This is a genomic window from Acidovorax delafieldii 2AN, assembly GCF_000175235.1.
GTDB classification, from domain to species: Bacteria; Pseudomonadota; Gammaproteobacteria; order Burkholderiales; family Burkholderiaceae_C; genus Acidovorax; species Acidovorax delafieldii_B.
In genome coordinates this window covers 62,880-75,332 of record NZ_ACQT01000004.1, presented here as the reverse complement: position 1 = coordinate 75,332, position 12,453 = coordinate 62,880, and the positions used below count along the sequence as shown (strand labels likewise).

Genomic DNA, 12,453 nt, shown 5'->3' with positions numbered 1-12,453 from the left:
CTTTCTCCAAAGAAGCGCATGTAGGATGAACCCAAGGAGGCCCCATGGAGCATCCCGCACCCTTTCCCTTCGTGCCCCTGGTTGGCACCGCATCCTGGACAGACAAGACGCTGCTGGACAGCGGCAAGTTCTATCCAGAGAGCGTCAAGACACCCGAAGCGCGCCTGCGCTTTTATGCCTCCCAGTTCAACCTCGTGGAGGTGGACACCAGCTACTACGCGATCCCGTCGGTGACCACGGTGCAGCACTGGGCGGAGCGCACGCCTGCGGGGTTTGTTTTCAATGTCAAAGCCTTCAGCCTGTTCACGGGACAGTGGACCAGCACGGATGTGCTGCCCAGGGACATCAAGCAGGCCCTGGGGGCCGGTCGCAGAATGGTCTACAAGGAGATGGATGCGCAGCTGCGGGAAGAGCTGTGGAAGCGGTTTGCGGCTTGCCTCGTGCCCTTGCAGGTCAATGGCAAGCTGGGCCTGGTGCATTTTCAGTTTTCTCCGAAGGTGTCTCGCCACAAGGCCGTGATCGAGCACATCGAACACTGCCTGCAGCACCTGCCAGGCCATACCTTGAGCATTGAGTTCCGGCACCCGAGCTGGTGGGAGAACGATGCGGTGACGGCCGATACCCTGGCCATGCTCAGGAGCCTGGGACTGGTGCACACCATCGTCGATGGCCCCCAGGGCACACCGCACAGCGTGCCGGCCATCTGGGAGGCCACCCATCCGGACCATGCTTTGCTGCGGCTGCATGGCCGCAATGCGGTGGCCTATGGGCGGCCGGCCAAGTCGGCCGCCGAGCGGTTCGACTATGCCTACACCTCCGAGGAGCTGCAGGCCCTGGCCAAGCAGTTCGATCGCATTGCCCGCTCGGTAAAGTACGCCCACGCGCTGTTCAACAACTGCATGGAAGACAAGGCGCAGCTCAATGCCAAGGAATTCCTGGAGGCGCTGAAGATCTGTCTCCAACAGCAGAGCGGGCATTCCTGAACAGGTGGATTCCGCACTGGCAGTGCAAGCAGCTGTAAATCCCAGCGGTTTCTGCGCGTTCGACCCTCAGACCGGCGGCCAGGGATGCTCCAATCGGGCTCCCATTTTTGTTCCTGCCCTTCTTTGTGAATCGCCTGTTTTCCTGGCCTGGCCGTGTGCGCCTGGCAGCCGTCCTGGCACTGTCCCTCACGGGCGCGGTCCTCCCCAATTTCTCCTGGGCGCGGTTTCCGCAGTTCGACAGTGCGGCCCTGCTCATCCCGGAGCCGACGAGCTTTGCGCAGTGCCCGCAGTTCTTCGCCCATGGCACGCCACCCGCCCTCCCGCACCGCCCCCAGCTTCGGGAGCTTTGCTATGAGGCGTTTGCGGTCTTGCACAGCGGTTCGACCCGGACGCCCGTCTATGTGGCCCAGCGCCTGAACCGCCAGATCATCGAGGGCGCCAATGAGAAGCGGGCCAAGCGGTTCTTTGCGGATGCACGGCTGCCCAGCAGTGAGCGCGCCGAACTGGAGGACTACAAGAACTCCGGCTACAGCCGCGGACACATGGCGCCTGCGGGGGACATGTCCACGCCCACCGCCATGGCGCAGAGTTTCAGCCTGGCGAACATGGTTCCCCAGAACCCTCAGCAAAACGGCGGGGCCTGGAGCAAGATCGAGCAGGACACGCGGCACTATGTGCGGCGGGCCAAGGGGGACGTGTTTGTGATCACGGGGCCGGTGTTCACGGACAACGGACCTCGCATTGGGGCCAATGGGGTGCGGGTTCCGACCTATCTGTACAAGCTGGTCTATGACGCCACCACCCAGCGTGCCTGGGCGCATTGGCAGGAGAACCGGGAGGGTGAGACGGTGGGCCGCCCCATCAGCTACCAGGAGTTGGTCAAGCGCACGGGGGTGGAGTTTTTGCCAAGAAGTGCACTGCAGCATTGAACGATGCGAAAACCAGATGTGCCCCTCTTTCTACGCAAATCGCTCAGCACTTACAGGATCAGAAACTGATCGCGATCCTTTCCTTCAATCCACTTTGGTGGCTTTCCACGGCCAGTCCAAGTGGCTCCTGAGGACGGGTCATAGTATTTGGCTGCCACCCTCTTTTTTTGCTCCTCGGGCGTCCAAGGAAACACCTGCTGAGCAGTAAACCCGAATTCCTGGACCATCTCCCGGACGGAAGCCAGTGCCCTCGCCGCTTCTGCCTTCCGTGCAATTTCGATCTGTTTATCGAGGGATTCTTTTTGTGCGAGTAGGTCTGCGTACGTGGTCATGGGTAAGTTACGAAATCTGTAACACTGAATAGCTTAAAGAATCTAACTCAGTGCGTCATTGCGACATTGCTTTTTCCGGTAAAGCGGGTGAGCGCGGCCTTCCAGGCTCGAATGTGCATGGTCCACTTCTGGCTGATGTTGCGCCGAGCCAAGTAGAAAAACTTGGTCAGCGCCTCGTCGCTGGGGAATGAGTCCCTGTCTTTGCTCGTTCCCTCAGCCCCATGTTCACTGACTCAATGGCGTTGGTTGTGTAGATGACCTTGCGGATTTCCGCTGGGTAATCTAAGAACGGCCAGCCGACTCCACTTCCTGCGCCAGGACTGCCCGATGAGCAGGTACTCGGTATCCCAGCGGGCCTTAAACTCACCCAGGCACAGTTCGGCCTCCTCCGTGGTGGCGGCAGTGTAGATGCTGCGCAGATCAGCCGTCACATCCTTCCTGCGTTTCCAGTAGACGTAGTTCGGGCTGTGGCGCAACACATGTGCACGATGCACAGTTGAACCACCGCCTTGGGGAACACCGCCTTGACGGCATCGGGGAAGTCCTTGAGCCCGTGGACGCAGGCGATGAAGATGTCCCGCACGCCCCGGTCGCGCAGCTCGGTCTCTACCTGCATCCAGCAGAAGGGGACACCACCACTCATACCTTATGAAGGCGCCGGTTTTAATTAAGCATGGGCGGGAACGAGCGATGAAGGGATATTAACCAAGCCGATAGCTCCCCTTCTTTCCCTCACGAACTGCCCCTGCCGCAATCACCCGCCGCATCGCCAAGCCCACGGATCCCAAAGGAATTCCTGCCCCTTGAGCAATGGTTGCTTGGGTGAATGTCTTCCAGCCACGCCGGTCCAGGACCTGCTGGAGATACCCCAGGACCTTTTCATCGTTGGCGCTCAGGCGCGGAGGCCGGCCCACAGACTCAGTACTCACCTTGGTAGCGGCCCGCTTCTTCGGTGGTTGTTTTTGCAGTGCAGGTTTCACGACCACGTCTTCCGCACCCTCAGTGCCAGTGGCATTCGGATGGGCTCGGACGCTTGGGTGGCGATCAGAGAGTGCGACCAGTACCGGTGTCTCGGGGGCTGTTAGCTCCATGGCGGACCCGTACAGGGTTTTGAGCTGCTCTTCCATCGCCTGCAGCTCGTGCGCCATGCGCGCAATGGTGCGTAGCTGTCCATAGGCACGATCGGCATCATTGCTGAAGGGTTCACTGGCGACGATGCCCACTACGCGGCTGGCGTTGTGCTGCACTTCCTGGGCAAAGGCTTGTCGGGCTGCATATAGGCTTTCGCCTGCTTGTTGAAGAGATAGCAAGGTCGTCGATGCAATGGACATGAAGGCTCCAGATGGCGCATCACCGCTCATGCGATGGCGTGACGCGCATTCGAAAGATCCGAGTGTATGGGAGCACCGCCAGGGTGTGCTGCGCGAGTGTCCGCGCGCCCTGCTCCTAGAATCGATTCATCTGCCTGGATTCTCCAGCCAGAGCACCTCAACCTCTTGACCTCACCAGACCCATCATGGCCACTGCAAAGAAAATCCCCGCTCCCGCCAAGAAGACCACGAAGCCGGCACCCGCCACCAAGAAAGTCGTAGCGACCAAGCCCGTGGCTGCCGTCAAACCCATCAAGGCAGTTTTTAACAAGACCACCCTGGTGGCCCACCTGGTCGAGCAGTCCGGCGTAGAGCCCAAGGCCGCCAAAGCGGTGCTCGCTGCGCTGGAGTCGGCCATTCTGGGTTCGGTGCACAAAAAGGGTTCCGGTGAGTTCACCCTGCCGGGCCTGATGAAGATCGGTCTGCAGCAAGTGCCCGCCAAGAAGAAGCGCTTTGGCAAGGATCCGTTTACCGGCGAAGAGCGCTGGTTCCCGGCCAAGCCCGCGTCGGTGAAGATCAAGACGCGCGCATTGAAGAAGCTCAAGGACGCGACGCTCTGACTACGGGCGCATTGCATTGACACCTCGTCAGGCATGTGCCGCACTAGCATCCGTCGAGAGAAAACTCAGGTAACCGTCGGCAACAAACTCCATGTTGGGCGCGGTTTACCTGGCTTGTGTTTGCGCAACTGAGATGCAGGGCATTGATCACCGCTAACTGTGCATATCCCCTTGCTCGAAATTGCTTCATCGTACGACCATTCAGCTCGTCCGAGCGCCCCCCTTCAACAAGCGTGCCTACGGCCCCCCTGCGGCCGCGACTGGCGTGCTGAACATCCAGAGAACAAGGTCTTCGATCGCAGCAGCAAGAGGCCCATGCCGTCATCGGGCGTCGCGTAACGACCGCTGGCGAGAATGACGCCGCAGCGCCCATGTCCTTGGCCGCCCGTACCAACTCCCGGTTGCGCAGCGTGGCCAGTACGTTGCGCCGGCATCACGCGCTACCAGCGTCGCTCGGCCATCCCCTGTTCCGCCAGGAAGTCGGAGCGCGGTTGCTTCGCCTGCTTGGTTTCGCCGCCAAAGCCCAGGTCGCCCAGTGCGGAGCCACCACCGATCAACTGCTGGTCGAGCCAAATGGCCCCGATCACGCAGGCCTGCCGTTCAATGGGTAAGCGCGATTCAAGCGCCACGGCCACATCGCCTTGGCGCTGCGCGCCGGTACTGGCGGCACCCGCTCCGGCAGATGCTCGGCACCTTCCATGGTCCTTCGGCGACGCGCTCCACATAGCCCGCCCGGCACAGGCCATCACTTGGCAGTGCGGAATTGTTCCGGTCGGTTGCCCCCTTCACCTCCGCCAACGACGCCGGCCGGATAGTTCGCCAGCTTGTCGGCCAGCCCCTTGGCAGCGACGCGCCCAACGATAATTCTCGGCTAGCGTCTCCCCGCTCAAGCACCGTCAGCTCGCGCGGCTCGCCGCGCATGGCGCGCCGCATTGTACGGATGGTGTCGCCGCGCTCGCCCAAGGCGCGCAAGGTCTTTTCCGCATCGACATGGGCAGCCCAGGTGCATGGCTGCGTCTAGTCAGCCAGGCCTAGCCGCTGCGAGCGGCCGATCAGCAGCAGACGCTGGAGTCGCAGTCGAGGTCCGTTGGAGAGTTCGATCTGCACCCTGCCACCGTCGCTCGGACCTCAGGATTGAGGTGCTCCCTCAGGTGGTGCAGCCCTTTTTCGTTTTTCAGCCCTGCCCATACCGCCACTTCGGCTGCAGGAACTCCGGCGTTTAGCCACATGGTCAAGCGTGTATTGCGCAGGATCTGTGGCCCCAAACGTGGCGGCAGCGGCTGGTTCGCCTCCGTAGCGGCCTTGGTAATCGCATCCCGCACGAGCAACATCAACATCACGGGCGTCATCTGTCCCTTGGCTCCCTGTTTCCCGCCTCTCGTCGTACAGAACAAGATCACGTTTTCCGGGGTGCGCGCAATTTGCCAACGTACCCCAAGCCATGTTTCAACAGCTTGGGATACGTTGTCTGGCAGAACCATCCTGCGGCGCTGCCTAGGCCCAGGTCCATCGATCTGTAGAGCGCTCGCGCGCTGGCCTCCCCGCTCTGCCTCGTACAGCACATCAGAGAGCGTGAGCGAGCGCGCTTCCATCGGTGTCAGGCCTAGTTCGACAAAGCAGAGAAGCAGCGCACGGTCTCGCAAAGCCTGTGCCGTTGCGCCCTTCCCTATGGGTCGCTCAAGCTGCTTGCCGAGGGCATGCCATACACGGGGTAACACGATGGCGCCTTGGGAGTTTTCCTGCGGTGGAATGTCGTCTTCCTCCATCACCGTTGCTGGGTTGATGGCCACCCACCCTTGCTGCTTGGCATATTCATAAATGCGCTCCAGCAAACGCCAGTATCGACGGCGTGTAACGTCGCTGACCGCCGACCCGGCTTTCCGGGCAGTAGGGCCAGATTGGAGAAACCCCGCGACGTCTTCGTTGATTGCCTCGTGCCAGGCAATAGACTGATCCTGAACACCATTCCGTCCTGTCCGGAGGTATCGAATCCAGGTGTTCCAGAAATACCGGTACGAAGGCTCGCCTTTCAAGCCAATGGGGTCGCGATCGGAGGCGGAGCTGTGCTCCAGCCACAGGTCAAGAACCACACCATCCCCTGGCAAAGGGGCCTCAGCCTGAGCGAATTCTTGTTGCAACGCCATTGTTGATTTCTTTGCAATATTCGGAGGCCGGAGATGCTTCCAAGAAGCAGGGTGACGCCACAGTTTGTGGACGGGATAAAGGGAAAGATCACGTAGATATGTAATATAAATAACACCAAGCTCCGGGTCAAAGGTGTCAACTGATTCAAAGGTAGAGTTTGGGTACGGCGCGGTTGTGCATGCTCTGCGGTTTGAGTAGCGCCGACATAACCTGGTCGCATGCCATGGGTTCAAAGTGATCTAAGAGAAAACTACGGTGTTGCTATGCGGCGTTTGCTGCATACCCCGGTGCTGGCATCGACGATGGGCGCTCTCTGGTCGGCGTAGTCCATGAAGAGCTTGTCGCCTGCCCCGTGGGTGGACTGCCCATGGTTTCGTAGAAAAACCCGGCCTATCCAATGAGCATAGAAGTGCGCGTGATGAACACTTAGGGAGGGCCGAACAAGAACGTTTACTAAAAGCTACAGCAGCGCTGGCAGCGATCTTTTTTAGTCTTGTCCGGCGATAATCACGTCTACGCCTTGCTCGCCAATCGCTTTCAACACCAGTGGGTTGGCCCGTTCGTCCGTGATCAGGCGCCGCACTTGCTGCCAGCAGCCGATGCGGAAACTGGCGAACGCCTGGAACTTGGTGTAGTCGGCCAGCACGGTCACCTGCCGGGCCGCAGCCATGAACGCACGATTCATATTGGCGTCTTCCGGGTCACGCATGTAGATGCCCTGGGTCGACAATGCATGCACGCCCAAGAAAGCCTCGCGAACCTGCAGATGAGACAGTCCCTCCTCGCCTGGGCGCTCAATTGTGGCCTGCTTGCGCGCATCTAACCGCCCGGCCAGCACATACACGCTGGTCCGAGCGCCTTGCCCCAGGGTACTGGCCACTGTCAGGCCGTTGGTGATGACGTGCAGGTCTTGGTGCCCGCGCAGCGCCTGCGCCAGGGCCTGTGCGGTCGTGCCTGCGTTGATCAAGATATTGTCGCCATCGCTGATGAACTGCGCGGCGCACTCGGCAATGGCAGCCTTTTCCTGCGACTGTTGGTCATTGCGCTCTCCATAGGTGTACATCTCGTAGCGTTCTGAGCCTTCGGCAAAAACTTCCTGCGTCGCGATCGCCCCGCCGTGGATGCGTTCGAGCAGGCCGCGCTCGCCCAGTTCTATCAGGTCGCGCCGGATAGTGATGGGCGATGTGGAAAAAGCTTTGGCTAGATCTTTCACGGTGACAGATGCAGCCTCTTGCATACGCGCCAGGATTTGTTGATGTCGTTCAGCTTTGATCATTCGGCTCCCCACTCTATGGATGCAATTGTGATTCACAAACCAAAATCGATCAATAAAGATCGCAAATGATCAGTGTCACGGGAATTTCATGATCGCCACGTACATTTTCGATCATGAAATTAGGAACACGCTACAAAGCCAGCATCTTCGACCTGGACGGCACTCTGATTGACAGTTGGCCCAGCCTCGTCGCCACGCTCCATGCCTCCCTACCAGGCAGCACCTTCGACTTGCGGCTGCTGAAGGAGGAACTGAGCACGGGCATCAGCCCCATGTTCGCGCTGGCCACGGCGCAGACGCAGATCGCTACCGATCGTCAGGAACGTGAACAGGCGCATCTTTTAGCCCGCTATCTGGACGAGTTCGCGCTGGACGCTCCGCTGTACCCGGGAGTGTCGGAACTGCTGGCACAACTACAGGCGGATGGCAGGCGTATCGGCATCTGCACCAATCGCGACCGCGCCAGCGCCCTGCGGTTGCTGCGCCACCACGGCCTAGACGCCGCCGTCAATGCGCTGATCTGTCTGGGTGACACGGCGCACCCTAAGCCCCACCCGGAACCGCTGCAAGCCTGCCTAGCGCAACTCTCGACCTTACCAAGCCAGGCGCTGTTCGTGGGCGACTCCCGCATCGACGCGCAATGCGCGTACGCAGCGGGAGTGCCATTCGCTGCGCACCTCAGCGGCTACCACCGGCACCTGAACGATTTGTCACCCGCAGCGCTGCGCTTCGAATCCTTCGCACAACTTGCCCAACTGCTGGGCCGCTGACCGCCATGCCGCACATCGACATCCGAGGCATCACCAAACGCTACGGCGACGCCACCATTTTGGACGGGCTGGATCTGCATATCCGCGATGGCGAGTTCCTGACACTGCTAGGAGCATCCGGCTGCGGCAAGTCCACGCTGCTGCGGCTGCTGGCCGGGTTGGAGCTGCCGGAAAGCGGCGATATCCGGCGCAATCGCCAAAGCATCCTGGCGCAGACGCCATCCGAGCGCGATTGCGCGATGGTTTTTCAGTCGTATGCGCTGTATCCACACATGACGGTGGGCGCCAACATCTGCACGCCGCTACTGATGCGCCAGCTCTCGTTCTGGCAGCGGTTGCCACTCGTGAGGCATGCCAGTCCCGCCGTGCGCCGGGCGCGCGCGGAGATTGAACAGAGCGGACGCAAGGTGGCCCAGGCCCTGGGCATCGACCACCTATGGGAGCGTAAGCCCTCGCAGCTCTCAGGCGGGCAACGCCAGCGCGTCGCGCTGGCGCGTGCCATGGTGCGCAAGCCTTCACTGTTCCTGTTCGACGAACCGCTATCCAACCTCGACGCCAACCTGCGCCAGTCGCTGCGCGGCGACATCCGCGCGCTACACCGTCAACTGGGCGTGACCTTCGTCTACGTCACGCACGACCAGCACGAGGCAATGTCCATGTCCGACCGCGTGGCGGTCATGAAGAACGGGCAGATTCTGCAACTCGATACCCCGGAGGCGCTGTTCCAGCGTCCGGTTAGCAAGGAGGTAGCCAGCTTCGTCGGCTCGCCCCAAATCAACATCCTGTCGCTGCAATCCTTGCCGGAGGATGCCGGCCAGGCCGCGCCCGCCGCGGCCGTGGAAGTTGGCGTGCGTCCGCATCAATTCCTGTGGCAGGCCGCCAGCAACACGTGGCCCGTCAAGGTGCGAGTGCAGTCGGTCGAGTATGCAGGTAGCGAGAAGATCGTGGCAGCGCGCACGGCCAACCAGGAGCACATCACTGTGATGGCCGACGCCACGCAGCCGGCGCGCGAGGGCGACGCGCCGACGCTGTACATCCACCCTGCGCAGGCAATGTTCTTCGACGCGCAAGGCCGCCGCGTGGAGGCATGAGTATGTCAGCTCCGCGCCTGCAAACCACCCTGATGCTGCTACCCAGCTTAGCACTAACGGCCTTGCTGCTGCTCGCGCCCATGGGCATCGTAGCAGTGATGTCATTGACAGACTGGCAGTTCGGCGCCAGCCACTTTGATTGGATTGGACTGCAGAACTACCGCAACCTGTGGGACGACCCGGGCTTTCGCAAGGCGTTCCGTAACACCGTCTACTACCTCATCTGGGTGTCGCTCGGCTCTATCACTGTCGGCCTGATGGGCGCCGTGCTGATTGAGGCACACACCAGCCTGCGCAGCTTCTATCGCACCGCCTTGTTCCTGCCCGTTGCATCCACTCTGATCGGAATGGCCGTAGTGTGGCAATTCATGCTGCACCCCACTCTGGGCCTGCTAAACCGGCTGATCGGCCTTGCCGGCATAGGGCCATACAACTGGCTCCGGGACTATGACTTGGCGCTGCCCACACTGGCCGTGATTGGCATCTGGCAAATGTCGGGGCTCGCAATGGTGATGTTTCTGGCGGGCTTGAAGGCCATTCCACCAGAGCTGCGCCAAGCTGCGTGGCTGGATGGAATGTCGAACCCGGTGGACCGCCTGCTCCGGCTGCTGCTGCCGTTACTAGGGCCGACGATGCTGTTCGTCGTCACTGTGTGCGCCATTCGCGCATTGCAGGTTTTCGATACCGTGCACGTGCTCACGCAGGGCGGCCCCAACAAAGCCACAGACGTGCTGCTGCACAGCATCTACGCCGAAGGCTTCGGATTTTTCAGGATGGGCTACGCCTCCGCCATGACCGTGGTCTTCGTAGTCTGCATCTTCGTGCTCACGCTCGTGCAGCACAAGGGAATGGATAAAAGGACTCACTACTCATGAGCACACCTCTTGCCCCCTCGCTGGCAGCTCGCTGCGCGCGCCACGCCGTGCTGATGACCCTGGCCCTGCTGTATCTGCTGCCTTTCGTATGGATGATTTCCATCTCGCTCAAGCCGGCCAGCGAAATATTCGACGCAAGCCTGCGGCTGCTGCCGCGTGACTGGGCGGCCTGGGAGAACTACCGCGCCGCGCTCACCCGCGTGCCGCTGCTGCACTACCTGTTTAACGGCGCGGTGGTGTGCCTGGGCATCCTGGTCGCGCAGATCGTGCTGGCCTTCCCCGCCGCCTACTGTTTTGCCAAGCTGCAGTTCCGCGGCCACCGTTTGGCCTGGGGGCTGGTAATGCTGTCGCTGATGGTGCCATTCCAGGCGACGGCGATCCCACTGTACGTCTTCCTCTATCACATGGGACTGCTGGACAGCCATGCCGCGTTGATCATTCCCTTCGTTGCGTCGGCTTTCGGTATCTTCATGTTCCGCCAAGCTATCAAGAGCATCCCTGACGATCTGATCCACGCCGCGCGGCTCGACGGCATGGGCGAGCTCGAGTTGGTGTGGCGCGTGGTCTTCCCCGCGTGCATGCCGTCGGTCATTGCCTTCTCCATCTTCTCGGTCGTGTGGCACTGGAACGACTATTTCTGGCCACTGTTGGTGGTCAACACCCAGGAGCTGGCCACGCCACCACTGGGCGCCATGTTTTTTGCCAACGAGGACGCGGGTAGCGACTACGGCCCGCTGATGGCTGGCGTCGTGCTGATCACGATCCCGCTGGTTGTGTTCTTTTTGTTCGCGCAAAAGCGCTTTATCGAAGGTGTCACCTTTTCTGGTGTCAAAGCTTGAAGGAGTTCATGATGAAATTGAGATTCGCCGCGACCATCATCGGCGCACTGTCCCTACTGGGCGCAGCCCATGCCGCCAAAGTCGAGCTGGTCGTTGACTACCCCTACCCGGAGTTGTTCAACGACACCCAGCAGGCCATCGCTCGCAAATTTGCTGAGAAGTTCCCCGACTACGCAGTCAAGTTCCGTTCTCCCACGCCTGAGTACGAAGTGGCCGCCCAGCAAGCGCTGCGCCACGCGGTCACCAAGCAGTTGGCGGACGTCTCGTTCCAGGGACTGAACCGGCAGCGCATCTTCGTGGATCGCGGCATCGCCGTCGATCTGACGCCCTTCATGCGGAAGGAGAAGAACTGGGAGCAGAGCGGCTACAGCGCGTCCCTGCTGGCACTCGGGCAAATCCAAGACAAGCAGGCCGGCATCGGATTCGCATTGTCCACGCCCATCATCTACTACAACATGGACCTTCTGGATAAGGCCGGGATGGCCGCAGCGCAGCTTCCCAAGACCTGGGACGACATCCTGCGTGTGTCCGACGCATCGCGCAAAGCCAATGCCGGCACGAGCGGCCTGTACTTCGACTGGCGCATCTCCGGCAACTGGCTGTGGCAGTCGCTGGTGTTCTCGATGGGCGGCAAGATATTGGATGCGTCAGAAAAAAAAGTAGCGTTCGACGACGCCACCGGCCAGCGCGCCATGGCGCTGATGGGGCGCATGGCGCTGGGCGGCACCATGGACAACATCAGCTACAAGGAGGCTTCGCAAATGTTCGTTTCGGGCCGCATGGCTGTACTGGTCACGTCCACATCGCGCCTAGGTCAGATCGAGAAGCTAATCGGCAACCGTTTCAAGCTGGCGACCGGCCTGTTCCCCGTGCCCGCCCAGAACGGCCGCGTACCTGCAGGCGGCAATGTTGCCATGATGTTCACCCGGGATCCCGAGCGCCAAAAGGCAGCGTGGGAGTTCATCAAGTTCGCCACAGGGCCCGAAGGCGCCACCATCATGACGAAGAACACCGGCTACTTCCCCGCCAACACTCTGCCCATCGACGACCCGGCTCGTCTGAAGGGCTACTATGACCAGAATCCCAACCAGTACACCGCCGTTAGGCAAATTCCCTGGCTGACCGGCTGGTATGCCTTCCCTGGGGAAAACGGACTGAAAATCACCGATGTAATCGACAACCATACGCAGACTGTGTTCGACCGCTCTGCCACGCCTGCGGACGCGCTCAAGGCCATGGCCACCGACGTGCAAAAACTCCTCGACTGATCGCGCCCGGAGAAC

The 12,453-nt window shown here is 60.8% G+C and carries 12 protein-coding genes and 2 pseudogenes; 8 read left to right on the top strand and 6 right to left on the bottom strand.

Going from position 1 to position 12,453, the window contains the following annotated elements:
* Positions 1 to 44: 44 nt before the first annotated feature.
* Both ACDELDRAFT_RS01805 and ACDELDRAFT_RS01800 read left to right on the top strand, forming a co-directional pair.
* A complete protein-coding gene (locus ACDELDRAFT_RS01805; RefSeq protein ID WP_005793034.1) occupies positions 45 to 983 on the top strand; it encodes a DUF72 domain-containing protein in 939 nt (312 codons plus the stop codon).
* A gap of 248 nt (positions 984 to 1,231) precedes the next feature.
* Positions 1,232 to 1,912, top strand: a complete 681-nt coding sequence (locus ACDELDRAFT_RS01800) for a DNA/RNA non-specific endonuclease (protein WP_232504693.1) — start codon at positions 1,232 to 1,234, stop codon at positions 1,910 to 1,912.
* 50 nt (positions 1,913 to 1,962) lie between these two features.
* Here ACDELDRAFT_RS01800 and ACDELDRAFT_RS01795 read toward each other — a convergent pair whose 3' ends face one another.
* From ACDELDRAFT_RS01795 to ACDELDRAFT_RS01785, 3 genes and pseudogenes are all read right to left on the bottom strand, one after another.
* Positions 1,963 to 2,244 carry an H-NS histone family protein gene (locus ACDELDRAFT_RS01795; RefSeq protein WP_040327731.1) on the bottom strand — a complete coding sequence of 94 codons (282 nt, stop codon included), beginning with the start codon at positions 2,242 to 2,244 and terminating at the stop codon, positions 1,963 to 1,965.
* A gap of 47 nt (positions 2,245 to 2,291) precedes the next feature.
* A pseudogene (locus ACDELDRAFT_RS01790) lies at positions 2,292 to 2,863 on the bottom strand (IS256 family transposase); the annotation flags it as partial.
* A gap of 82 nt (positions 2,864 to 2,945) precedes the next feature.
* Positions 2,946 to 3,575 carry a hypothetical protein gene (locus ACDELDRAFT_RS01785; RefSeq protein ID WP_005793030.1) on the bottom strand — a complete coding sequence of 210 codons (630 nt, stop codon included), beginning with the start codon at positions 3,573 to 3,575 and terminating at the stop codon, positions 2,946 to 2,948.
* A gap of 185 nt (positions 3,576 to 3,760) precedes the next feature.
* On the opposite strand from ACDELDRAFT_RS01785, the gene ACDELDRAFT_RS01780 reads away from it, so the two are divergent.
* Entirely contained in the window at positions 3,761 to 4,174 is a 414-nt protein-coding gene (locus tag ACDELDRAFT_RS01780; protein ID WP_005793029.1) for an HU family DNA-binding protein, read from the top strand.
* Between the two features lie 224 nt (positions 4,175 to 4,398).
* Here the strand turns inward: ACDELDRAFT_RS01780 and ACDELDRAFT_RS23850 are convergent.
* The 3 genes and pseudogenes from ACDELDRAFT_RS23850 to ACDELDRAFT_RS01765 form a co-directional block, all read right to left on the bottom strand.
* Positions 4,399 to 5,293 (bottom strand): annotated as a pseudogene (locus ACDELDRAFT_RS23850) (DUF3363 domain-containing protein); the annotation flags it as partial.
* Positions 5,227 to 6,318, bottom strand: coding sequence for a tyrosine-type recombinase/integrase (locus ACDELDRAFT_RS01770; RefSeq protein WP_005793027.1), 1,092 nt, complete (start codon positions 6,316 to 6,318; stop codon positions 5,227 to 5,229). The gene ACDELDRAFT_RS01770 and the pseudogene ACDELDRAFT_RS23850, both read right to left, overlap by 67 nt.
* Positions 6,319 to 6,806: 488 nt before the next feature.
* The gene (locus tag ACDELDRAFT_RS01765; RefSeq protein WP_040327727.1) at positions 6,807 to 7,595 is read right to left on the bottom strand and encodes a DeoR/GlpR family DNA-binding transcription regulator; all 789 of its coding nucleotides are present in this window, start codon (positions 7,593 to 7,595) and stop codon (positions 6,807 to 6,809) included.
* A 113-nt stretch (positions 7,596 to 7,708) separates the two neighbouring features.
* Between ACDELDRAFT_RS01765 and ACDELDRAFT_RS01760 the strand changes: the two genes are divergently transcribed.
* The 5 genes from ACDELDRAFT_RS01760 to ACDELDRAFT_RS01740 are packed head-to-tail and all read left to right on the top strand — an operon-like array spanning position 7,709 to position 12,438.
* On the top strand, positions 7,709 to 8,365 hold the full coding sequence (locus ACDELDRAFT_RS01760) for an HAD family hydrolase (RefSeq protein ID WP_005793025.1): 657 nt from the start codon (positions 7,709 to 7,711) through the stop codon (positions 8,363 to 8,365).
* Between the two features lie 5 nt (positions 8,366 to 8,370).
* Positions 8,371 to 9,456: an ABC transporter ATP-binding protein gene (locus ACDELDRAFT_RS01755; protein WP_005793024.1), complete on the top strand. Its 1,086-nt coding sequence runs from the start codon at positions 8,371 to 8,373 to the stop codon at positions 9,454 to 9,456.
* A 2-nt stretch (positions 9,457 to 9,458) separates the two neighbouring features.
* On the top strand, positions 9,459 to 10,331 hold the full coding sequence (locus tag ACDELDRAFT_RS01750) for a carbohydrate ABC transporter permease (protein ID WP_005793023.1): 873 nt from the start codon (positions 9,459 to 9,461) through the stop codon (positions 10,329 to 10,331).
* Between the two features lie 53 nt (positions 10,332 to 10,384).
* Complete coding sequence (locus ACDELDRAFT_RS01745; RefSeq protein WP_232504690.1) at positions 10,385 to 11,170, top strand: carbohydrate ABC transporter permease; 786 nt, start codon at positions 10,385 to 10,387, stop codon at positions 11,168 to 11,170.
* Positions 11,171 to 11,181: 11 nt separating this feature from the next.
* Positions 11,182 to 12,438 (top strand): ABC transporter substrate-binding protein, encoded by a 1,257-nt coding sequence (locus ACDELDRAFT_RS01740; protein ID WP_005793021.1) that lies wholly within the window; start codon positions 11,182 to 11,184, stop codon positions 12,436 to 12,438.
* Positions 12,439 to 12,453: the final 15 nt, after the last annotated feature.